Raw genomic sequence first — 20901 nt, forward strand, 5'->3', positions numbered from 1 at the left:
CCGAGCCTGATCTCGATGCCGCTACCCGACCTCCAGACCCTGCTGCCCTTCCTGCGCTGGCTGCCCGGCATCAGCCGCAAGACCCTCGGCAACGATCTGCTGGTGGGCCTGAGCGGCGCCGTGCTGGCCCTGCCGCAGTCGCTGGCCTATGCGCTGATCGCCGGGCTGCCGGCCGAATATGGCCTGTACGCGGCCATAGTGCCGGTGATCATCGCCTGCCTGTGGGGCTCGTCCTGGCACCTGATCTGCGGGCCGACCGCGGCCATCTCCATCGTCCTGTTCACCAGCGTCAGCCCCATGGCCGCGGTGGGCAGCGAGCGGTTCATCGCCCTGGTGCTGCTGCTGACCTTTCTCGCCGGGCTGTTCCAGTGGCTGCTCGGCCTGCTGCGCTTCGGCGCCTTGGTCAACTTCGTCTCGCAGTCGGTGGTGCTCGGCTTCACCCTCGGCGCGGCGCTGGTGATCGCCATCGGCCAGTTGCCCAACCTGCTCGGCGTGGAAGTGGCCAGCCAGGCCACCGCCCTGGCCAGCCTGCTGCAGATCGGCCAGCACCTGGGCGACGCGCACTGGCCGAGCCTGGCCGTGGCGGCCGGCACGTTGCTGTTCAGCCTGGGCATACGCCGGCTGTGGCCGAAGGCGCCGGCGCTGCTGCTCGGCCTGGTCGCCGGCAGCGTGCTGGTGTGGCTGCTGCCGCCGCGGCTGGTCGGCGAGATCGCCCTGGTCAGCGCCTTCGAGGGCGGCCTGCCGCCCTTCACGCCGCTGCAGTTCGACCTCAACAGCCTGCTACAGCTGCTGCCGGCGGCGGTGGCCTGCGGCATGCTCGGCCTGGTCACCAGCCTGTCCATCGCCCGCGCCCTGGCGGTGAAATCCCAGCAGTTCCTCGACGCCAACCAGGAGGTGCGCGCCCAGGGCCTGTCGAACATGCTCGGGCCCTGGTTCGCCGGCTCGCTGTCGGCCGGCTCCTTCACCCGCTCGGCGCTGAACCTGCAGGCCGGCGCGCGCACGCCACTGGCCGGGGTGTTCTCGGCGCTGCTGGTGGCGCTGTTCGCCCTGTTCGGCGCCGCGCTGCTGGCGCATATCCCGCTGCCGGTGATGGCCGCCGGCATCCTGCTGATCTGCTGGGGCCTGGTCGACCTGGCGGCGATTCGCGCGCTGCGCCGGGTCAGCCGCGCCGAGTTCGCGGTGATGCTGCTGACCCTGGCGGCGACCCTGCTGCTGGAGCTGCAGACGGCGATCTACGCCGGGGTGCTGGTCTCGCTGTTCTTCTACCTCAAGCGCACCTCGCAGCCGCGCGTGCGCCTGTGGCACGACGGCGACGACGAGGTGCTGCGCATCGACGGCTCGATCTTCTTCGGCGCCTGCCACTACCTCCAGCAGCTGCTGCAACGCAGCCGCGGCCAACGCCTGGTGATCGACGCCCGGCATATCAACTTCATCGACTACGCCGGGGTGGAGATGCTGCACCAGGAGGCGCGCCGCCTGCAGGCCCTGCAACGCAGCCTGGTGCTGCGCCAGGCGCGACCGCAGGTGGTGGAGGAGATCCTCAAGCTGGAAGGCGCCGAACGCTGCCCGGTGCAGTTCGAAGAGTGACCGCGCTCCGTAGCTTGGGTTGAGGAGCCTGCGACGAAGCCCAACAGGGGTGTATGAGCGGCGGATTGGCGGGGTGGCGGGAGGTCAGATCGTCGGGCGGAGCTCGGCGTGCTCCCTGTTGGGCTTCGCTGCGCTCAGCGCCAACCTACGCGCCAACCAACACCCCAATCAGTGCGCTACCGATGCGCCAACCGGCGGCGCAAGCCGCGGGGCAAGGGTTCAGTCTTGCTCGGCGTCGAGCACGCTCAGATCCAGCGGGCGTGACTGGCCCAGCCACAGCGCCCAGTCGCGGTGGTCGCGCAGCTCATCGCCGGTGATCGGATGCACCAGCACGTTGAGCCCGCCGCGATGCTGCAGCAGCCAGGGCAGCAGTTCGCCGAACAGCTCGGGACAAAAGGCCAGCTGGCAGCTCCAGTCCGGGTGCGGGCCGACCGGGCGCTCATGCAGCCGGCCCATCTTCAGCGGGAAACGCCGCGCGGCCTCCTCGCATAGCGCGCGGGCCTGCTCCAGGCTGGCGGCGTCGAAGTAGACATGGGCGTGGTAGCCCTTGATCCGCGGCAGCGCGTCGTCGTTCATCACGGCCTCCAAGGGCTTCAGCCCGCCAGCTGGCGGCGCAGTTCGGCCAGCACCGGCGCGGTGTCCGGGCGCACGCCGCGCCACAGTTCGAAGGCTTCGGCGGCCTGCTCCACCAGCATGCCGAGGCCGTCCAGGCAGCGCGCCGCGCCCTGATCAAAGGCCCAGCGGTTGAAGGCGGTGGGCTCGCGGCCGTACATCATGTCGTAGCAGACCGTGTGCCCCGGCTGGATCAGGCTCGGCGCGATCGGCGGCAGCTCGCCGCCGAGGCTGGCCGAGGTGCCGTTGACGATCAGGTCCACCGGCGCGTCGAGCCAGTCGAAGCCGGCGGCGACCAGCGGGCCGAGGTCGGCGAACTCGCGCACCAGCTGCTCGGCCTTGCTCACCGTGCGGTTGGCGATCACCAGCACCGCCGGGCGCTGCGCCAGGAAGGGCTCGAGCACGCCGCGCACGGCGCCGCCGGCCCCGAGCACGAGGATGCGCTTGCCGGTCAGGCTGAAACCGGCGTTGTCCTGCAGGTCGCGGGTCAGCCCGGCGCCGTCGGTGTTGTCACCGAGCAGGCGGCCGTCTTCCAGCTTCTTCAGAGTGTTCACCGCACCGGCGCGGCGGGCGCGCTCGCTCAGTTGGTCGGCGAGGCGGAAGGCCTCTTCCTTGAACGGCACGGTGACGTTGCCGCCCAGGCCCTCGGCGAAGAAGGCGCGAGCGCAGCCGGCGAAGTCGTCCAGCGGCGCCAGCAGCGCCTCGTAGCTGAGCTGCTGGCCGGTCTGCTCGGCGAACAGGCGGTGGATCAGCGGCGACTTGCTGTGGCCGATGGGGTTGCCGAAGACGCAGTAGCGGTCCATGAGAAATCCTGTTTGTGTAGGCGCCAGTCCGTAGCCCGGATGAAATCCGGGGGCGGTCGGTACATTGCCCCGGATTACATCCGGGCTACGCGTTCACGACAGCTTCGAAAGCCAATCGCGATCGGTCAGAAAATACTCGGTCAGGCGCGCTTCCTCGCTACCCGGCTCGGGCTTCCAGTCGTAGCCCCAACGTACCATCGGCGGCAGCGACATGAGGATCGACTCGGTGCGCCCGCCGGACTGCAGGCCGAACAGGGTGCCGCGGTCGAACACCAGGTTGAACTCGACGTAACGGCCACGGCGGAAGGCTTGGAACTCGCGCTCGCGCTCGCCGAAGGGGGTCAGCTTGCGGCGTTGGACGATGGGCAGGTAAGCCGCCAGGTAGGCATCGCCGATGGCGCGCATGAAGGCGAAGCTGGTGTCGAAGTCCCACTGGTTGAGGTCGTCGAAGAACAGCCCGCCGATGCCGCGCGGCTCGCCGCGGTGCTTGAGGTGGAAGTAGCGGTCGCACCAGGCCTTGAACCTGGGGTAGACCTCGGCGCCGAACGGTGCGCAGGCGTCATGGGCCACCTGGTGCCAGTGCACGCAGTCGTCTTCGTTGGCGTAGTAGGGGGTCAGGTCGAAGCCGCCGCCGAACCACCAGACCGGCTCCTCGCCCTCCTTCTCCGCACTGAAGAAGCGCACGTTGGCGTGGGAGGTGGGCACATGGGGGTTTTCCGGGTGGATCACCAGCGACACGCCGAGGGCCTGGAAACCGCGCCCGGCCAGCTCCGGACGATGGGCACTGGCCGAGGGCGGCAGGCTGTCGCCGAACACGTGGGAGAAGTTGACCCCGCCCTTCTCGATCAGCGCGCCGTTCTCGATCACCCGCGTGCGCCCGCCGCCGCCGGCCGGCCGCTGCCAGGCGTCCTCGGCGAACCGGGCCTGGCCGTCTTCGGCCTCGAGGGTGGCACAGATGCGGTCTTGCAGGTCGAGCAGGTAGGCCTTCACGGCCTCGGTACGGTCAGTCACGGCGGCACCTTGAGCGGGAGCGAATCGAAATCGGCGGGCAGCATAGCACTCACGGGCGCGCCTTCGCAGTTGACGGCGGTCGATCGGGGCGTTTGGATAGACCCTTTCGCCGCCCCTCGGCGGCTCGATCAGAGAAGGAATCCGAAATGGCCAAGCGTATCCAGTTCAGCCAGCACGGCGGCAGCGAGATGCTGGAGTACCGCGACTACCAGCCGGCCGCCCCCGGCCCGCACGAAGTGCGGGTGGCCAACCGCGCCATCGGCCTGAATTTCATCGACACCTATTTCCGCAGCGGCCTCTATGCGCCGTCGACGCTGCCCTCCGGCCTGGGCACCGAGGGCGCCGGGGTGGTCGAGGCGGTGGGCAGCGAGGTCAGCGGCTTCGCCGTCGGCGACCGCGTGGCCTACGCCACCGGCCCGCTCGGCGCCTACAGCGAGCTGCACGTGCTGCCGGCGGACAAGCTGGTCAAGCTGCCGGACGGCATCGGCTTCGAGCAGGCCGCCGCGGTGATGCTCAAGGGCCTGACCGTGCAGTACCTGCTGCGTCAGACCTACCCGCTCAAGGGCGGCGAGACCATCCTGTTCCACGCCGCGGCCGGCGGCGTCGGCTCCTTCGCCTGTCAGTGGGCGCGGGCGTTGGGGGTCAAGCTGATCGGCACTGTGAGTTCGGCCGAGAAGGCGGCGCGGGCGAAAGAGCAGGGCGCCTGGGCGACCATCGACTACAGCCACGAGAACGTGGTGCAGCGCGTGCTGGAACTGACCGACGGCGCCAAGTGCCCGGTGGTCTACGACGGCGTCGGCAAGGACACCTGGGAAACCTCGCTGGACTGCGTGGCGCCGCGCGGCCTGCTGGTCAGCTTCGGCAACGCCTCCGGCGCGGTCAGCGGGGTCAACCTCAGCATCCTGGCGCAGAAGGGCTCGCTGTACGTCACCCGGCCGACCCTGGCCGGCTACGCCGATACGCCGCAGCGCCTGCAGGCCATGGCCGACGAACTGTTCGCCATGATCGAAAGCGGCCAGCTGCAGGTGGAGATCAGCAACCGCTATGCGCTGAAGGACGCCGCCGCCGCCCAGGACGCGCTAAGCGCCCGGCAGACCACCGGCTCGACCATTTTGCTGCCGTGAACCCTGAGCCCGGATGCAACCCGGGCTACGCAATCAGGACGGGCGAATCACGTCGCCCGTGCGCAGGTCGCGGATCAGGCTGGGATTCTTGCGCCCGCCCAGGGCGCCGCCGAGCACCTTGTCCAGCTGACGCGGGAAATACTGCTCGACGCGCAGACGCGAGCGCGCCGCCGGGCGCCCGGCCGGGTTGGCCGAGGTCGACACCAGCGGCCCGGTATGGCGGCACAGCGCGCGCACCAGCGGATGGTCGCTGACGCGCAGGGCGACGGTGTCGTGCCGGCCGCTGATCCATTCGGGCAGGCGCTCCTGGTGCGGCACCAGCCAGGTGTTGGGCCCCGGCCAGCTGCCGGCCAGGCGCTCCTGCCAGATCGCCGGCAGGTCCTGCAGGAGGAAGTCGAACTGCTCGATATCCTCGGCCACCAGGATCAGGCCCTTGTGCATCGGCCGCTCCTTGAGCGCCAGCAGGCGATCCACCGCCTCTTCGTTCCACGGATCGCAGCCCAGGCCCCAGACCGCCTCGGTGGGATAGGCGATCACACCACCCTCGCGCACCACGCGCGCCGCTTGCTGCACCTGCCAGTTGCCGGCCATCGACTGTCTCCCGCTGAATCAATGGCCGGCAGTCTATCCAAGTCGGCCATGCGACTGTAGCCCGGATGCATCCGGGCTACGGCTTGCGCGCCAGCCAGCGTCCCGCCTCGCTGCACACCCGTCCATCCAGCTCCAGTTCGGTCAACGCCGCCAGCACCTCGCTCAGCGCCCAGCCACTGGCCTGCACCAGCGCCTCGCTGCTCTGCGGCGCGGCATGCAGCAACTCCAGCAGGGGATGCACGGCCCCTTCTGGGGCAGGGCTCGGCCCGGGCGCCTGCCAACCGCGCAGGGCCTCGAGAATATGCTCGATGCTTTCCACCAGCGTCGCGCCGTCGCGGATCAGCTGATGACAGCCGCGCGCCCCGGGATGGTGAATCGAACCGGGAATGGCATAGACCTCGCGCCCCTGTTCGGCGGCCAGGCGCGCGGTGATCAGCGAACCGCTGGACGGGCTGGCCTCGACCACCAGCACGCCCAGCGACAGACCGCTGATGATGCGGTTGCGCCGCGGGAAGTTGCTCGCCTGCGGCGGGCAGTCCAGCGGCAGCTCGGAGACCAGCGCGCCGCCCTGCTCTGCGATCTGCGCCGCCAGGCGCTGGTGCCGCGCCGGGTACAGGCACTGCAGGCCGGTGCCGAGTACCGCCACCGTCGCGCCGCCCGCATCCAGCGCGCCCTGGTGGGCGGCGCCGTCGATACCCAGGGCCAGGCCGCTGGTGATGACGAAACCGCCGCCGGCCAGGCTGCGGGCGAAGGCATGGGCGGTATCCAGGCCTGGCTTCGACGCGCGCCGGCTGCCGACCATGGCCAGTTGCGGTCGTTCGAGAATGCCCGGATCGCCGGCGACGAACAGCAGCGGCGGGGCGTCCGCCAGTTCGGCCAGCAGCGCCGGGTAGCGCGCATCGTCCCACATCAGCAGGTGCTGTCCGGGCTGCTCCAGCCAGGCCAGCGCCGCCGCGGCGCGCTCGCGGATCTCGGCGCTGCGCCGCGGCTCGGCGCACGTGGCCGGCAGCCCCAGGGCACGCCAGGCACTGGCCGGCGCACTGAGGGCGGCCGAGGCGCTGGCGAAGGCGCCGAGCAATTTGCGAAAACGCCGCGGCCCCAGCTCCGGCAGGAGGTGCAGACGCAGACGGGCTTCGAGCTCGGCGGGAGATGGAGCGGAAGGTTGCGACATGGGGATCATCCTTGATCGGTCGCGCCGCCGCAGCGGCGGGTACAGAAAGCACAAGCCCCGCATTCGCGGGGCTTGTCGGTGTTACGGGTTACGCACCTTGTCCATGATCGCCAGCGAGCGGGACGCCCCCAGCACCAGGCCATAGCTGAGCTTGTCGTAGGTGCGGAACACCATCAGCAGACCGGAGCGCTCGTCCGGAATCTTCACGCTCTCGCCGGTGATACGGTCGCGCACGGTTTCGCCGGTCTTGTACACCGCCAGCACGTTGCCGATCTCCAGGCCGTCGCGCGCGCCCTTGTTCAGGGTGACCACGTCGAACTGGCCGATCTGGGTCACACCGCGCGGCACGTCGAGGATCAGGCCGTCGATCTCGCCGGCCGGTTCGCTGGGCATGAAGGTGGAGTTGATCGCGCGCTCTTCGGTGGGGAACAGGCGGTCGCCGAGGCGCACTTCCTGGGTCGAGCGGCTCAGCAGCATGGTGCCGATATCGCCTTCCTCGGCGACGATCTCGCCGGTGCCGATATCGTCGGCATTGATGCCGAGGAATTCCTGGGTTTCCGGATCGGTGTAGGTCTTGCCCTGGCGGAAGATGCCGTACACCGGCGCGCTTTCGTCGAAGCTGCCGCGGGCGTAGACGCGGTCACCGGCGCCGCTGACCACGCGCTCGGCGTTACCGGCCACCACGTAGGGGGCGCCGGCGAACTGCTCGGGGGTGTCGACGATGCGGTTGGACAGCAGGAAGCTGTTGATCGCTTCCAGCGGGATGGTCGGGATCGCCTCGGCCATCGGCGTGCTGCGCACCTGCGGCGACAGCTTGATGGTGCCGCGCGACTCGCCGCGGTTGAGCATCAGGCGCGGCTGGCCGTCGATATAGACGAGGTTGAGGGTATCACCGGGGTAGATCAGGTGCGGGTTGGCGACTTGCGGGTTGGCATGCCAGATTTCCGGCCACTTCCACGGTTGACTCAGGAACTTGCCGGAAATATCCCAGAGGGTATCGCCCTTGACCACGGTGTAGCGGTCCGGGTGACCGTCCTTGAGTTGCACTTCGGCCTGGACCAGGCCGGTCTGGGCCAAACCGCCGGCTGCCAGCAGCAGCAGGGCGAGTAGTGATTTCCTCATACGGTGAATCCCTTTATTATGTGTCTTCACGTGAAGCGCCCTAGCGCCGCGTCCAAACCCGCTGAATCCGCGGCGTGAAGCCGTTTTTCAATGCTGTTCATCATCTTAGCAGCGGACTTTGACTTTATTCCACAAGTGCATCACAAACGCATATGGCGATCCTGAATATCCTCGAATTTCCTGATCCACGCCTGCGTACCATCGCCAAACCGGTGGACGTCGTGGACGACTCCATCCGTCAATTGGTCGACGACATGTTCGAGACCATGTACGACGCGCCCGGTATCGGCCTGGCGGCGACCCAGGTCAACGTGCACAAACGCGTGGTGGTGATGGACCTGTCCGAGGACAAGTCCGAGCCGCGGGTATTCATCAATCCCGAGTTCGAGTCGCTGACCGAAGAAATGGATCAGTACCAGGAAGGCTGCCTGTCGGTGCCCGGCTTCTACGAGAACGTCGACCGCCCGCAGAAGGTCAGGATCAAGGCGCTGGACCGCGACGGCCAGCCCTACGAGCTGATCGCCGAAGGCCTGCTCGCCGTATGCATCCAGCACGAATGCGATCACCTCAACGGCAAGCTGTTCGTCGACTACCTGTCCAGCCTGAAACGCGACCGGATCAAGAAAAAGCTGGAAAAACAGCACCGCCAGCGGGCTTGATCCACCAGATTCCTAAAGGCTTGCCGCGGCAAGCCTTTTTCTTTTAGCGAGCCCCCATGTCTGACTCCCTGCGCATCGTCTTCGCCGGCACCCCGGAATTCGCCGCCGAGCACCTCAAGGCCCTGCTGGCCAGCCAGCATGAAATCGTCGCCGTCTACACCCAGCCGGATCGCCCGGCCGGCCGCGGCCAGAAGCTTGCGCCCAGCCCGGTCAAGCAGCTCGCCGTGGAGCACGGCATCCCCGTCTACCAACCGGCCAGCCTGCGCAACGAAGAGGCCCAGGCCGAGCTGGCCGCGCTCAAGCCGGACCTGATGGTGGTGGTGGCCTACGGCCTGATCCTGCCGCAGGCGGTGCTCGACACCCCGCGTCTGGGCTGCATCAACAGCCACGCCTCGCTGCTGCCGCGCTGGCGCGGCGCTGCGCCGATCCAGCGCGCGGTGCAGGCCGGCGACGGCGAGAGCGGCGTCACCGTGATGCAGATGGAAGCCGGCCTGGACACCGGGCCGATGCTGCTCAAGGTCAGCACGCCGATCAGTGCTGAGGATACTGGCGGCAGCCTGCACGACCGCCTTGCCCAGCTCGGTCCGCAGGCCGTGCTCACCGCCATCGCCGGCCTGGCCGCCGGCACCCTGGTCGGCGAAGTGCAGGACGATGCCCAGGCCAACTACGCGCACAAGCTGAACAAGGACGAGGCGCGCCTCGACTTCAGTCGTCCGGCCGTGGAACTGGAGCACCTGGTACGTGCCTTCCATCCCTGGCCGATCTGCCATACCACGCTGGCGGGCGATACCCTGAAAGTCCACGCAGCGGAGATAGGCGAGGGTAGCGGCGCGCCCGGCAGCATCCTCGCCGCCGACAAGCGCGGCCTGACCGTGGCCTGCGGCGAGGGCGCGCTGCGCCTGACTCGTGTGCAGCTGCCCGGCGGCAAACCGCTGGCTTTCGCCGACCTCTATAACAGCCGCCGCGAGCAGTTCGCCGCCGGCCTGGTGCTCGGTCAATGAACCCACGCCTGGCCGCCGCCCGCGCCCTGACCGCCGTATTGTCCGGCAAGGCCTCGCTGGGCAGCAGCCTGCCGCCGCAATTGGACAAGGTCGAACACCACGACCGCGCCCTGGCCCAGGACCTGGCCTTCGGTGCCGCGCGCTGGCAGCCGCGCCTGCAGCTGCTGGCCGACAGGCTGCTGGACAAGCCCTTCAAGGCCGCCGACAAGGACGTGGAAGCCCTGCTGCTGATCGGCCTCTACCAGCTGCTGCACAGCCGCATCCCCGAGCACGCCGCCATCGGCGAAACGGTCGGCTGCGCCGGCGCGCTGAAAAAACCCTGGGCCAAGGGCCTGCTCAACGCCGTGCTGCGCCGCGCCCAGCGCGAGCACGAGGCGCTGTTCGCCGAACTGGAGCGCGACCCGGTGCTGCACACCGCCCACCCGCGCTGGCTGCAGAAGGCGCTCAAGGCGCACTGGCCCGAGCACTGGCAAGCCATCTGCGCCGCCAATAACGCCCACCCGCCGCTGATCCTGCGGGTCAATCGCCGCCACGGCAGCCGCGACGCCTATCTCGAAGAGCTGCGCAGTGCAGGCCTTGCAGCCGAACCCTGCACCTTCAGCCGCGACGGCGTGCGCCTGCTGCAGCCCTGCGACGTGACCACACTGCCCGGCTTCAAGCAAGGCCGCGTCAGCGTGCAGGACGAGGCTGCGCAGCTGGCCGCCGAGCTGCTCGAGCTGGCCCCCGGCCAGCGGGTGCTGGACGCCTGCGCGGCGCCCGGCGGCAAGACCTGCCACCTGCTGGAGGTCGAGCCGGCCTTGCGCGAAGTGGTGGCCGTGGACCTGGAGGCCAAGCGCCTGGCGCGCGTGCGCGAGAACCTCGAACGCCTGCAGCTCGATGCCACCCTGATCGCCGCCGACGCCCGCGACACCGCCACCTGGTGGGACGGCACGCCGTTCCAGCGCATCCTGCTCGATGCGCCCTGTTCGGCCACCGGGGTGATCCGCCGCCATCCGGATATCAAGCTGACCCGCCAGCCCGAGGACATCCCCGCCCTGGCCCAGCTGCAGGGCGAGCTGCTCGACGCCCTGTGGCCGACACTGGCGCCAGGCGGCGTGCTGCTCTACGCCACCTGCTCGGTGCTGCCGACCGAGAACAGCGAAACCGTCGCCGCCTTCCTCGCCCGCACCCCGGATGCGCAAGAAGTGACCATCGCCGGCGACTTCGGCCTGCAATCGCCACAGGGTCGCCAGTTGCTGCCGCAGCTGGACGGCCACGACGGCTTCTACTATGCCAAGCTGATCAAGACTGCCGCGCTCGCGCGCGGCTAACGGAGCCCATCAGTGAAGATCATCATTCTCGGCGCCGGCCAGGTCGGCGGCACCCTGGCGGAACACCTGGCCAGCGAGGCCAACGACATCACCGTGGTCGACACCGACGGCGACCGCCTGCGCGACCTGGGCGACCGCCTGGATATCCGCACCGTGCAGGGCAAGGGTTCCTTCCCCACCGTGCTGCGCCAGGCCGGCGCCGACGATGCCGACATGCTGGTGGCGGTGACCAACAGCGACGAAGTCAACATGATCGCCTGCCAGGTGGCCTACACCCTGTTCCACACCCCGACCAAGATCGCCCGGGTGCGCGAGGCGGCCTACCTGACCCGCAGCGGCCTGTTCGACAACGAGGCGATCCCGGTCGACGTGCTGATCAGCCCCGAGCAGGTGGTGACCAACTACATCAAGCGCCTGATCGAACACCCCGGCGCCCTGCAGGTGATCGACTTCGCCGAGGGCAAGGCGCAGCTGGTGGCGGTCAAGGCCTACTACGGCGGCCCGCTGGTCGGCCAGCAGTTGCGCCAGCTGCGTCAGCACATGCCCAACGTCGACACCCGGGTGGCGGCGATCTTCCGCCGCAACCGGCCGATCATGCCGCAGGGCGACACGGTGATCGAGGCCGACGACGAGGTGTTCTTTATCGCCGCCAAGGCCCACATCCGCGCGGTGATGAGCGAGATGCGCCGCCTCGAGGACAGCTACAAGAAGGTGGTGATCGCCGGCGGCGGGCATATCGGCGAACGCCTGGCCGAGGCCATCGAAAGCCGCTACCAGGTGAAGATCATCGAGATGAACCCGGCGCGCTGCCGCTACCTGTCCGAAGCCCTCGACAGCACCATAGTGCTGCAGGGCAGCGCCTCGGACCGCGACCTGCTGGTGGAAGAGAACATCAACGACGCCGACATCTTCCTCGCCCTGACCAACGACGACGAGGCCAACATCATGTCGTCCTTGCTGGCCAAGCGCCTCGGCGCGCGCAAGGTGATGACCATCATCAACAACCCGGCCTACGTCGACCTGGTGCAGGGCGGCGAGATCGACATCGCCATCAGCCCGCAGCTGGCCACCATCGGCACATTGCTGACCCACGTGCGCCGCGGCGATATCGAAAGCGTGCACAGCCTGCGCCGCGGCGCGGCCGAGGCGCTGGAAGTGATCGCCCACGGCGACGCCAAGTCGAGCAAGGTGATCGGCCGCATGATCGAGGACATCGCCCTGCCGCCGAGCACCACCATCGGCGCCATCATCCGCGACGAGGAAGTGCTGATCGCCCACGACGACACGGTGATCGAGTCCGGCGACCACGTGATCCTGTTCCTGGTCGACAAGAAATACATCCGCGACGTCGAGCGCCTGTTCCAGGCCGGCCTGACGTTCTTTTGAGCCCGGCCAGTCCGGGCGACAACGCAGGATCCGAGATGAGCACCGAGACGCTGGAAAAACTGCTGGCCAAAGGCACCGACAACGCCCTGCTGCGCTTCGGCCTGGGCAAGGGCCATCTGGATGCCGGCAACGCCGCCCTGGCTGCCGAGCACCTGCGCCGCTGCGTCGAGTTCGATCCGGCTTATTCGGCGGCCTGGAAGCTGCTGGGCAAGGCCCTGCAGGCCGGCGCCGACACCGACGGCGCGCGCCAGGCCTGGCAACAGGGCATCGCCGCCGCGCAAGCCAAGGGCGACAAGCAGGCGGAAAAGGAAATGACGGTGTTTCTGCGCAAGCTGGACAAGGCCCACCCCTGACAGCCCGCCGCTCCTAAGCTAGCCTGAGGCGAAGCCCTGCTTCGCCCTTCGCCCTCGCATGGGAGTCGACCGATGAAACCCAGCTTCTCCGGCCTTGTCGCCGCCAAGAATGGCCAACTGGCCGTTACCCTGCGCGCACCGAATACCGGCGGCACGGGCGCTATCTCCTGTCGTAGTCAGGCAAGCCTGGGCACCGACGGCAACGGCATCCTCACCTTGTCAGCCGGCATCGGCAACCCGCCCGGCATGTGGGTGCATTACGTCGAGACCCGCGCCGCCTACGGCATCGCCGAGGCCGGCGAGACTTGGTCGGCGAGCGGCCCGTTCAGCGGCTGTCAGATCGTGGTCGGCAGCACCGATGGGCGGGTATTCGTCGCCCACCTGGCGCAGCAGTCTGGCTCGACTGCCGACACCGACTGGTCCGGGCGGGGCTGGAAAGGGGACGTATGGGGACGCTGGAAGGTGCCGGTGCCGTCCTACGACTTCTACTCCAACAGCGTCGTCTTCGTCGACTGGTCCAAGGGCGCTTCGCCCAAGGACATCAGCGTCGTTCGCGTGGATCTGCGCACCCGCAGCATGGGCGGTTTCGACAACGGCCCGATGGATATCTTCAACGTGGTTCAGGTGGCTTGATCAGGCCACCGCCCGCTCCCGCGGCAGCAGGCGGCCGATGGCGCCGAGCAGCATGCCGTACAGCGGCACGAACAGAATCAGGCTGATCGCCAGCTTGATCGCATAGTCCACCGTGGCGATCTCCACCCAGTTGGCGGCCATGAAGGCGTCGCCGCTGCGCCAGAAGGCGATGGAGAAGAAGGCGTAGGTGTCCAGCAGGTTGCCCAGCAGGGTCGAGGCGGCCGGCGCCACCCACCACTGGCGCAGCTGGCGCAGGCGGTCGAACACCTGAATATCCAGCAGCTGCCCCAGCACATAGGCGAGGAAGCTGGCCAGGGCGATGCGGAAGACGAAGGAGTTGAACTCGCCGAGGGCGGCGAAACCGGCGAAGCGCGCCTCGTGGAACAGCACCGAGACCACGTAGGACGCCAGCAGCGCCGGCAGCATCACCCGGGCGATCACCTGGCGCGCCGGGCCCTTGCCGAGCAGGCGCACGGTCAGGTCGGTGGCGAGGAAGATAAAGGGAAAGCTGAACGCGCCCCAGGTGGTCTGCCAGCCGAACAGGCTCATGGGCAGCTGCACCAGGTAGTTGCTGGCGATGATGATCAGGATATGGAAGGCGATCAGAACGGCCAGCGCCGCACGGCGGGCCGAAGGGGTGAGGCTGTGCATGTCGATCCTTTTTGAGTGCGATGGGGTGAGGGAACCCATGGTCGGGCCGCGACCTGGCGCGGCGGCCGGCATTCTAGCGATTTCCTGACTCGCAGGGTAACTTTTTAACCCGCGGCGGACGGGCGGTCATTTCTTGTACAGCGTTCAGGCCTGCATAAAGCGCAGCCCGGCCCCTTCGGCATCCACCCGCACCACCTCCATCTGCAGCACCGGCGCCTCGATCGGCAGGTCCTGCACCTGGCCGCTGACCCGGTCGCCGACGCTCAGCGCGGCCATCTGCGGATGCCGCACGTAGACACCGCTGTCGGACAGGTCGCGGGTCTGCGCCACCAGTTCGCCGAAGCTGGGGTGGCAGATCTTGATCCGGCACTTGATCGGGGTGCGTACCTGGTGACGCTGATTCGACATGGCGGGGCTTCCATTCGGCGCGGAGGATGCCGCCTTTAATAACGCAAAACGTCGGCAAATCCCAAGGATTGGCGGAAAAAAGGCGCCATCGCGGCGCCTTGCTTCAGTACCACTTGGCCTCGCCGTCCGGACGTTTCTTGAAGCGTTTCATGCTCCACATGTACTGACTCGGGTAGTTGCGCACGTAGCGCGACACCACTTCGCTCATGGCCGCCACGCCTTCTTCCACGTTCTCGCTGTACATGCCTTCGGGTGCCGCTTCGAGGATCACTTTGTAGCCGCTGCCGTCCGGCAGGCGCAGCGCATGCAGGAACACGCCGACCGCCTTGCCGCCGGCGAGCATGCCGGGGACAAACTTGCTGGTCAGCGCGGTGGTGCCGAGAAAGGGCACGAAAACGCCGGCGGAACGGCTCGGCTCGGGATCGGCCGGAATGCCTACGGCGCCGCCTTTGCGCACTTCCTTGATGACGCTGAGGATGCCCTCCTTGGTCGAGGGCGCCACGCGGTTGCCCATCTGCACGCGCTGCTGCTGCAGCAGCTCATCGACGGCCTTGAGCTTGGGTGGGCGGTAGAAAATGATCGGTTTGCACTGGTTGCAGTAGAAGTGGTTGAGCACTTCCCAGTTGCCCAGGTGGCTGGTGATGCCGACCACGCCCTTGCCCGAGGCCAGCGCCTGCTGCAGCACTTCCAAGCCTTCCACTTGGCGGATCAGCTTGAGCGATTTCTGCGCCGGCCAGATCCAGGCACAGGCGCTTTCGGTGAGGGTCTTGCCGATGTCCTTGAGGCTCTGCCCGACCAGACGATCCAGTTCGGCCTGATTCAGCTCGGGAAAGCACTTGCTCAGGTTGATGCGCACCACGTCGCGCGAGCCGTTGGGCAATTTCCACATCAGCCAGCCGATAGCATTGCCCACCGCTTGCACGGCGCGCCAGGGCAGCAGGGCGAACAGACGGAGAAAGCCGACCACCAGCCGGCCTTTGAATGCTTCCACGAAGGACTCCAGGGGTTGCATGAAAAGCCGGCATTGTACCCGCCATGCTCAGATCACGTAGCCCGGATGCGATCTGTGGCCCCTGCGGCCTTCAGGCCGTCGCCGCCGAACCGCTCAACGCGGGGTAACGGTCACAGTCGGTGGTGTGGTCCATCACCATGCCCGTGGCCTGCATGAAGGCATAGCAGATGGTCGGCCCGACGAAGTTGAAGCCCGCCTTGCGCAGCGCCTTGCTCATCGCCTCGGCCTCGGGCGTCACCGCCAGCATCTGGCTGCGGTCGCTGAAATGGTTGATCTTCGGCGCGCCGCCGACGAAGGACCAGAGCCAGGTCACCGGATCCTCCAGCGTCAGCCAGGCCTGGGCATTCTGCCGCACGGCCTTAAGCTTGAGGCGGTTGCGGATGATGCCGGGCTCCTGCATCAGCGCCTCGATTTCCTCGTCACTCAGCCGCGCCAGGCGTTCGGGCTCGAAACCATGCAGCACCTGACGGTAGCGCTCGCGCTTTTTCAGCACGGTGATCCACGACAGCCCGGCCTGGGCCCCTTCGAGCAGCAGCATCTCGAACAGCACGCGCGGCTCGCGCTGCGGCACGCCCCATTCCTCGTCGTGGTAGGCCTGGTACAGCGGATCATCGGTACACCAGAAGCAGCGGGGCATGGTCTCGGCCTCGGTCGCGGGAGATGGCTCGGACTATAGCGGTAAAACAGCTGGATATAAATACAGTCTCGCGAAGCCGGGCGCGCCTGATCCTGCGGGCTGCGCCCAGTTTCGATATACTCCCCGGCTTTCCGTCGCAGCCTCAACAGGTGAATTTTTCGTGAGCCAGACCAAGCCTGCCGTGCGCACCTTCCAGGACCTGATCCTGGCCCTGCAGAACTACTGGGCCGAGCAGGGCTGCGTGGTGCTGCAGCCCTACGACATGGAAGTGGGCGCCGGGACCTTCCACACCGCCACCTTTCTGCGCGCCGTCGGTCCCGAGACCTGGAACGCCGCCTACGTGCAGCCCTCGCGCCGTCCGGCCGACGGCCGCTACGGCGAGAACCCCAACCGCCTGCAGCATTACTACCAGTTCCAGGTGGTCTTGAAACCCAACCCGGAGAACTTCCAGGAGCTGTACCTCGGCTCGCTGCAGGCCATCGGCATCGACCCGCTGGTGCACGACATCCGCTTCGTCGAGGACAACTGGGAATCGCCGACCCTCGGCGCCTGGGGCCTGGGCTGGGAAATCTGGCTCAACGGCATGGAAGTCACCCAGTTCACCTACTTCCAGCAGGTCGGCGGTATCGAATGCTACCCGGTGACCGGCGAGATCACCTACGGCCTGGAGCGCCTGGCCATGTACCTGCAGGGCGTCGACTCGGTCTACGACCTGATCTGGACCGACGGCCCGTTCGGCACCGTGACCTACGGCGACGTGTTCCACCAGAACGAGGTGGAGCAGTCCACCTACAACTTCGAGCACGCCAACGTCGACAAGCTGTTCGAGCTGTTCGATTTCTACGAGAGCGAAGCCAATCGCCTGATCGAGCTGCAGCTGCCGCTGCCGACCTACGAGATGGTGCTCAAGGCCTCGCACACCTTCAACCTGCTCGACGCCCGCCGCGCCATCTCGGTGACCGCGCGTCAGCAGTACATCCTGCGCGTGCGCACCCTGGCCCGCGCCGTGGCGCAAAGCTACCTGCAGGCGCGTGCCCGCCTCGGCTTCCCCATGGCCAGCGCCGAACTGCGTGACGAAGTACTGGCCAAGCTCAAGGATGCAGGTCTCCTGCAAGACGAAGACCTGGGCAACACCCTGGAGGCGCAAGCATGAGTGCACAAGATTTTCTGGTCGAACTGGGCACCGAAGAGCTGCCGCCGAAAGCCCTGAAGAGCCTCGGCGAGGCCTTCCTCGCCGGCATCGAGAAAGGCCTCAAGGCCTCCGGTCTGGGCTATGCCGCCAGCCGCGTGTACGTCGCGCCGCGTCGCCTGGCAGTGCTGATCGAGCAGCTCGAAGAACAGCAGGCCGACCGCAGCATGAACCTCGATGGCCCGCCGATCCGGGCCGCCTTCGACGCCGAAGGCAAGCCGACCCAGGCCGCCCTCGGCTTCGCCCGCAAGTGCGGGGTGGATATCGCCGAGATCGACCGCAGCGGCGCGAAACTGCGCTTCGCCCAGCACATCCCCGGCCAGCCGGCGGTGCAGCTGCTGCCGACCATAGTGCAGGATTCGCTGAACGACCTGCCGATCCCCAAACGCATGCGCTGGGCCGATCGCCGCGACGAGTTCGTCCGTCCCACCCAGTGGCTGGTGATGCTGTTCGGCGATGCGGTCGTCGACTGCGAGATCCTCGCGCAGAAGGCCGGCCGCGTGTCCCGCGGCCACCGCTTCCACGCCAACCGCGAGGTGCGCATCGGCAGCCCGGCCAGCTACGCCGAAGACCTGCGCAGCGCCTATGTGCTGGCCGACTTCGCCGAACGCCGCGAGCTTATCTCCCGCCGCGTCGACGAGCTGGCCGCCGCCGAGCAGGGCACGGCCATCGTGCCGCCGGCGCTGCTGGACGAAGTGACCGCGCTGGTCGAGTGGCCGGTGCCGCTGGTCTGCTCCTTCGAGGAACGCTTCCTCGAGGTGCCGCAGGAGGCGCTGATCAGCACCATGCAGGACAACCAGAAGTACTTCTGCCTGCTCGATGCCAAGGGCAAGCTGCTGCCGCGTTTCATCACCGTGGCCAACGTCGAGTCCAAGGACCCGGCGCAGATCGTCGCCGGCAACGAGAAGGTGGTGCGCCCGCGCCTGACCGACGCCGAGTTCTTCTTCAAGCAGGACAAGAAGCACAAGCTCGAAGGCTTCAACCAGCGCCTGGTCAACGTGGTGTTCCAGGCCCAGCTCGGCTCGGTCTACGACAAGGCCCAGCGCGTCTCCGCCCTGGCCGGGTTCATCGCCGGGCAGATCGGTGGCGACGCCCAGCGCGCCGCCCGCGCCGGCCTGCTGTGCAAGTGCGACCTGGCCACCGAGATGGTCGGTGAATTCCCCGAGATGCAGGGCATCGCCGGCTACTACTACGCGCTCAACGACGGCGAGCCGCAGGACGTCGCCCTGGCCCTCAACGAGCAGTACATGCCGCGTGGGGCAGGGGCGGAGCTGCCGAGCACCCTGGCCGGCGCTGCCGTGGCGGTGGCCGACAAGCTCGACACCCTGGTCGGCATCTTCGGCATCGGCATGCTGCCCACCGGCTCCAAGGACCCCTACGCCCTGCGTCGCGCGGCGCTGGGGATTCTGCGGATCCTGATCGAGAAGAACCTGGACCTCGACCTGGCCGCCGCCGTGGCCTTCGCCATCGAGCAGTTCGGGGACAAGATCAAGACCGACGGGCTGGGCAATCAGGTGCTGGACTTTATCTTCGACCGCCTGCGCGCCCGCTACGAGGACGAAGGCGTCGAGGTCGCGGTGTACCAAGCAGTGCGCGCGGTCGGCCCGACCTCGCCGCTGGACTTCGACCAGCGCGTGCAGGCCGTGCAGGCGTTCCGCGCCCTGCCGCAGGCCGCCGCCCTGGCCGCGGCGAACAAGCGCGTGTCCAACCTGCTGAGCAAGGCCGAAGGCGGCATCGCCGCCCAGGTCGAGGCGCACTACTTCGACAGCCCCAGCGAGTTCGCCCTCAACGCCGCGATCCAGCAGGCCGACCAGGCCGTGCAACCGCTGGCCGCGTCGCGTCAGTACAGCCAGGCGCTGAGCCAGCTGGCCAGCCTGCGCGAGCCGGTGGACGCCTTCTTCGAGGCGGTGCTGGTCAACGCCGAAGACGCCAAGGTACGCGCCAACCGCTACGCCCTGCTGGCCCGCCTGCGCGGGCTGTTCCTCGGCGTGGCGGATATCTCGGTGCTGGGCTGACGCCAGCCGCGGCGAGCTCCAAGCTTCGAGCGGCAAGCTGTCCGCCCTGACTTGGAGCTTGCGCCTTGGAGCTTGTAGCTATGAAGTTGCTGATTCTCGACCGCGACGGCGTCATCAACCAGGACTCCGACGCCTATATCAAGAGCCTGGACGAGTGGATTCCGATCCCTTCGTCCATCGCCGCCATCGCCCGCCTGTCGCGCGCCGGCTGGACCGTGGCGGTGGCCACCAACCAATCCGGCATCGCCCGTGGCTACTACGACCTGGCCACCCTCGAAGCCATGCACGCGCGCCTGCGCGAACTGGTGGCGGAGCAGGGCGGCGACCTCGGCCTGATCCTCCACTGCCCGCACGGGCCGGACGACGGCTGCGCCTGCCGCAAGCCGAAACCGGGCCTGCTGCACGGCATTGCCGCGCACTACGGCACGCCATTGGCAGGCGTGTGGTTCGTCGGCGACAGCAGCGGTGACCTGCAGGCCGCGCAAGCCGTCGACTGTCAGCCCGTGCTGGTGAAAACCGGCAAGGGCGAACGTACCCTGGCCAAACCGTTGCCGCCGGGAACCCTGGTATTCGATGATCTGGCGGCCGTCGCCGATCAACTGCTCTCATAAGGTGCAAGGCTCCATGACGATATCGCAGGCCCTCAGAACCACGCTCTTCTACCTGCTCCTGTCGTCCAGCGCCTTTCTCTGGTGCATCGTCAGCGTACTGGCGGCGCCCTTCCTGCCGTTCCGTCGGCGCTACCGCTTCGTCATCCAGAACTGGTGCCGCTGCGCGGTGTGGCTGGCCAGGATGGTGGTCGGCATCCGCTACCAGGTGCGCGGCCTGGAGCACATCCCCGCGCAGCCCTGCGTGATCCTGGCCAACCACCAGAGCACCTGGGAGACCTTCTTCCTTTCCGCGCTGTTCGAGCCGCTGTCCCAGGTGGTCAAACGCGAACTGCTGCGCGTGCCGTTCTTCGGCTGGGCCATGGCGCTGCTCAAGCCCATCGCCATCGACCGCAGCAACCCCAAGGCGGCGCTCAAGCAGCTGGCCAAGCAGGGCGACGAACGCCTCAAGCAGGGCGCCTGGGTGCTGATCTTCCCCGAGGGCACGCGCATTCCGCCGGGCCAGATCGGCAAGTTCTCCCGCGGCGGCGCGTCGCTGGCGGTGAACGCCGGTCTGCCGCTGCTGCCCATCGCCCACAATGCCGGCGAGTTCTGGCCCAAGCAGGGCTGGGGCAAGCGCCCCGGCACCGTGCAGGTGATCATCGGCGCACCGATGCATGCCGAAGGCGAGGGCCCGCGCGCCATCGCCGAACTCAACGAACGCGCCTTCACCTGGGTCTGCGAACGGCAGACCGAACTGCGCGGCGCCGCGCCGCAACTGGCCAGCCTCGCCGAGCAGGCCTGACTAGTGCGCTGTGGATAAGCTGTGGGCGAACGGTAGGAAAGGCGCTAGTTTTTCCTATAGCGCATTGATTTTTATGGGTATTTTTCTCTGAAGCGGTATCACCGCCGCCGGGCATAAGTTTTCCGGAACAGGGCACACCAGAGGCCGGCACGCCTGGTCGCTCAGCTCGATCCTTAGTTAATGGCAGCACTTAAAACCAGAAAGCCCCGGCTGTTTTCAGCCGGGGCTTTCTGT

The 20901-nt window shown here is 67.8% G+C and carries 22 protein-coding genes; 12 read left to right on the plus strand and 10 right to left on the minus strand.

The features are described 5' to 3' along the window. Nucleotides 1–15: 15 nt before the first annotated feature. Entirely contained in the window at nucleotides 16–1587 is a 1572-nt protein-coding gene (locus tag ACW9UL_RS23050; RefSeq protein ID WP_457788424.1) for a SulP family inorganic anion transporter, read from the plus strand. Nucleotides 1588–1806: 219 nt separating this feature from the next. Here the strand turns inward: ACW9UL_RS23050 and ACW9UL_RS23055 are convergent, their stop codons facing one another. The 3 genes from ACW9UL_RS23055 to hemF all read right to left on the minus strand — a co-directional run bounded on the left by ACW9UL_RS23055 (nucleotide 1807) and on the right by hemF (nucleotide 4013). Further along, entirely contained in the window at nucleotides 1807–2163 is a 357-nt protein-coding gene (locus tag ACW9UL_RS23055) for a DOPA 4,5-dioxygenase family protein (RefSeq protein ID WP_457788425.1), read from the minus strand. Nucleotides 2164–2180: 17 nt separating this feature from the next. Beyond that, on the minus strand, nucleotides 2181–3002 hold the full coding sequence (gene aroE / locus ACW9UL_RS23060; RefSeq protein ID WP_457788426.1) for a shikimate dehydrogenase: 822 nt from the start codon (nucleotides 3000–3002) through the stop codon (nucleotides 2181–2183). Nucleotides 3003–3095: 93 nt separating this feature from the next. Then, nucleotides 3096–4013 carry an oxygen-dependent coproporphyrinogen oxidase gene (gene hemF, locus ACW9UL_RS23065; protein WP_021446188.1) on the minus strand — a complete coding sequence of 306 codons (918 nt, stop codon included), beginning with the start codon at nucleotides 4011–4013 and terminating at the stop codon, nucleotides 3096–3098. A 146-nt stretch (nucleotides 4014–4159) separates the two neighbouring features. Between hemF and ACW9UL_RS23070 the strand changes: the two genes are divergently transcribed. Beyond that, on the plus strand, nucleotides 4160–5137 hold the full coding sequence (locus ACW9UL_RS23070) for an NADPH:quinone reductase (protein WP_457788427.1): 978 nt from the start codon (nucleotides 4160–4162) through the stop codon (nucleotides 5135–5137). A 33-nt stretch (nucleotides 5138–5170) separates the two neighbouring features. Here the strand turns inward: ACW9UL_RS23070 and tsaC are convergent, their stop codons facing one another. The 3 genes from tsaC to ACW9UL_RS23085 form a co-directional block, all read right to left on the minus strand. Further along, a complete protein-coding gene (gene tsaC / locus ACW9UL_RS23075; RefSeq protein ID WP_122109570.1) occupies nucleotides 5171–5728 on the minus strand; it encodes an L-threonylcarbamoyladenylate synthase type 1 TsaC in 558 nt (185 codons plus the stop codon). A gap of 76 nt (nucleotides 5729–5804) precedes the next feature. Continuing rightward, nucleotides 5805–6899: a DNA-processing protein DprA gene (gene dprA / locus ACW9UL_RS23080; protein WP_457788428.1), complete on the minus strand. Its 1095-nt coding sequence runs from the start codon at nucleotides 6897–6899 to the stop codon at nucleotides 5805–5807. Between the two features lie 81 nt (nucleotides 6900–6980). Next, nucleotides 6981–8021, minus strand: coding sequence for a LysM peptidoglycan-binding domain-containing protein (locus ACW9UL_RS23085; protein ID WP_397498108.1), 1041 nt, complete (start codon nucleotides 8019–8021; stop codon nucleotides 6981–6983). Between the two features lie 152 nt (nucleotides 8022–8173). On the opposite strand from ACW9UL_RS23085, the gene def reads away from it, so the two are divergent. From def to ACW9UL_RS23115, 6 genes are all read left to right on the plus strand, one after another. After that, on the plus strand, nucleotides 8174–8680 hold the full coding sequence (gene def, locus ACW9UL_RS23090; protein WP_021444936.1) for a peptide deformylase: 507 nt from the start codon (nucleotides 8174–8176) through the stop codon (nucleotides 8678–8680). A gap of 56 nt (nucleotides 8681–8736) precedes the next feature. Then, a complete protein-coding gene (fmt, locus tag ACW9UL_RS23095; RefSeq protein WP_457788429.1) occupies nucleotides 8737–9681 on the plus strand; it encodes a methionyl-tRNA formyltransferase in 945 nt (314 codons plus the stop codon). Further along, complete coding sequence (gene rsmB, locus ACW9UL_RS23100; RefSeq protein ID WP_457788430.1) at nucleotides 9678–10991, plus strand: 16S rRNA (cytosine(967)-C(5))-methyltransferase RsmB; 1314 nt, start codon at nucleotides 9678–9680, stop codon at nucleotides 10989–10991. Before fmt ends, rsmB begins: the two co-directional genes overlap by 4 nt. 12 nt (nucleotides 10992–11003) lie before the next feature. Continuing rightward, the gene (gene trkA / locus ACW9UL_RS23105; protein ID WP_021445362.1) at nucleotides 11004–12377 is read left to right on the plus strand and encodes a Trk system potassium transporter TrkA; all 1374 of its coding nucleotides are present in this window, start codon (nucleotides 11004–11006) and stop codon (nucleotides 12375–12377) included. A 35-nt stretch (nucleotides 12378–12412) separates the two neighbouring features. Continuing rightward, entirely contained in the window at nucleotides 12413–12730 is a 318-nt protein-coding gene (locus tag ACW9UL_RS23110) for a hypothetical protein (RefSeq protein WP_021445363.1), read from the plus strand. A gap of 72 nt (nucleotides 12731–12802) precedes the next feature. After that, nucleotides 12803–13363, plus strand: a complete 561-nt coding sequence (locus ACW9UL_RS23115; RefSeq protein ID WP_457788431.1) for a hypothetical protein — start codon at nucleotides 12803–12805, stop codon at nucleotides 13361–13363. On the opposite strand, the gene ACW9UL_RS23120 is transcribed toward ACW9UL_RS23115, so the two are convergent. From ACW9UL_RS23120 to ACW9UL_RS23135, 4 genes are all read right to left on the minus strand, one after another. Further along, a complete protein-coding gene (locus ACW9UL_RS23120; protein WP_021445365.1) occupies nucleotides 13364–14014 on the minus strand; it encodes a 7-cyano-7-deazaguanine/7-aminomethyl-7-deazaguanine transporter in 651 nt (216 codons plus the stop codon). A gap of 144 nt (nucleotides 14015–14158) precedes the next feature. Next, nucleotides 14159–14422: a PilZ domain-containing protein gene (locus tag ACW9UL_RS23125; protein WP_122109576.1), complete on the minus strand. Its 264-nt coding sequence runs from the start codon at nucleotides 14420–14422 to the stop codon at nucleotides 14159–14161. Nucleotides 14423–14525: 103 nt separating this feature from the next. Further along, nucleotides 14526–15413, minus strand: a complete 888-nt coding sequence (locus tag ACW9UL_RS23130) for a lysophospholipid acyltransferase (RefSeq protein ID WP_021445367.1) — start codon at nucleotides 15411–15413, stop codon at nucleotides 14526–14528. A 91-nt stretch (nucleotides 15414–15504) separates the two neighbouring features. Further along, on the minus strand, nucleotides 15505–16071 hold the full coding sequence (locus ACW9UL_RS23135) for a DNA-3-methyladenine glycosylase I (protein ID WP_457788432.1): 567 nt from the start codon (nucleotides 16069–16071) through the stop codon (nucleotides 15505–15507). A gap of 160 nt (nucleotides 16072–16231) precedes the next feature. On the opposite strand from ACW9UL_RS23135, the gene glyQ reads away from it, so the two are divergent. From glyQ to ACW9UL_RS23155, 4 genes are all read left to right on the plus strand, one after another. Beyond that, entirely contained in the window at nucleotides 16232–17224 is a 993-nt protein-coding gene (glyQ, locus tag ACW9UL_RS23140; RefSeq protein WP_122109578.1) for a glycine--tRNA ligase subunit alpha, read from the plus strand. After that, nucleotides 17221–19275, plus strand: a complete 2055-nt coding sequence (gene glyS, locus ACW9UL_RS23145; protein WP_457788433.1) for a glycine--tRNA ligase subunit beta — start codon at nucleotides 17221–17223, stop codon at nucleotides 19273–19275. Before glyQ ends, glyS begins: the two co-directional genes overlap by 4 nt. 80 nt (nucleotides 19276–19355) lie before the next feature. Then, nucleotides 19356–19886, plus strand: a complete 531-nt coding sequence (gene gmhB, locus ACW9UL_RS23150; protein ID WP_021445371.1) for a D-glycero-beta-D-manno-heptose 1,7-bisphosphate 7-phosphatase — start codon at nucleotides 19356–19358, stop codon at nucleotides 19884–19886. A 13-nt stretch (nucleotides 19887–19899) separates the two neighbouring features. Beyond that, nucleotides 19900–20667 carry a lysophospholipid acyltransferase family protein gene (locus ACW9UL_RS23155; protein ID WP_457788434.1) on the plus strand — a complete coding sequence of 256 codons (768 nt, stop codon included), beginning with the start codon at nucleotides 19900–19902 and terminating at the stop codon, nucleotides 20665–20667. Nucleotides 20668–20901 lie beyond the last annotated feature (234 nt).

It is taken from the genome of Pseudomonas sp. PL-6, assembly GCF_054110165.1.

Coding starts and splice junctions, on each gene's coding strand:
- ACW9UL_RS23050 (WP_457788424.1), top strand. CDS start 16: ATGCCGCTACCCGACCTCCAGACCCTGCTGCCCTTCCTGCGCTGGCTG.
- ACW9UL_RS23055 (WP_457788425.1), bottom strand. CDS start 2,163: ATGAACGACGACGCGCTGCCGCGGATCAAGGGCTACCACGCCCATGTC.
- aroE (WP_457788426.1), bottom strand. CDS start 3,002: ATGGACCGCTACTGCGTCTTCGGCAACCCCATCGGCCACAGCAAGTCG.
- ACW9UL_RS23070 (WP_457788427.1), top strand. CDS start 4,160: ATGGCCAAGCGTATCCAGTTCAGCCAGCACGGCGGCAGCGAGATGCTG.
- tsaC (WP_122109570.1), bottom strand. CDS start 5,728: ATGGCCGGCAACTGGCAGGTGCAGCAAGCGGCGCGCGTGGTGCGCGAG.
- dprA (WP_457788428.1), bottom strand. CDS start 6,899: ATGTCGCAACCTTCCGCTCCATCTCCCGCCGAGCTCGAAGCCCGTCTG.
- ACW9UL_RS23085 (WP_397498108.1), bottom strand. CDS start 8,021: ATGAGGAAATCACTACTCGCCCTGCTGCTGCTGGCAGCCGGCGGTTTG.
- def (WP_021444936.1), top strand. CDS start 8,174: ATGGCGATCCTGAATATCCTCGAATTTCCTGATCCACGCCTGCGTACC.
- fmt (WP_457788429.1), top strand. CDS start 8,737: ATGTCTGACTCCCTGCGCATCGTCTTCGCCGGCACCCCGGAATTCGCC.
- rsmB (WP_457788430.1), top strand. CDS start 9,678: ATGAACCCACGCCTGGCCGCCGCCCGCGCCCTGACCGCCGTATTGTCC.
- ACW9UL_RS23110 (WP_021445363.1), top strand. CDS start 12,413: ATGAGCACCGAGACGCTGGAAAAACTGCTGGCCAAAGGCACCGACAAC.
- ACW9UL_RS23115 (WP_457788431.1), top strand. CDS start 12,803: ATGAAACCCAGCTTCTCCGGCCTTGTCGCCGCCAAGAATGGCCAACTG.
- ACW9UL_RS23120 (WP_021445365.1), bottom strand. CDS start 14,014: ATGCACAGCCTCACCCCTTCGGCCCGCCGTGCGGCGCTGGCCGTTCTG.
- ACW9UL_RS23125 (WP_122109576.1), bottom strand. CDS start 14,422: ATGTCGAATCAGCGTCACCAGGTACGCACCCCGATCAAGTGCCGGATC.
- ACW9UL_RS23135 (WP_457788432.1), bottom strand. CDS start 16,071: ATGCCCCGCTGCTTCTGGTGTACCGATGATCCGCTGTACCAGGCCTAC.
- glyS (WP_457788433.1), top strand. CDS start 17,221: ATGAGTGCACAAGATTTTCTGGTCGAACTGGGCACCGAAGAGCTGCCG.
- gmhB (WP_021445371.1), top strand. CDS start 19,356: ATGAAGTTGCTGATTCTCGACCGCGACGGCGTCATCAACCAGGACTCC.
- ACW9UL_RS23155 (WP_457788434.1), top strand. CDS start 19,900: ATGACGATATCGCAGGCCCTCAGAACCACGCTCTTCTACCTGCTCCTG.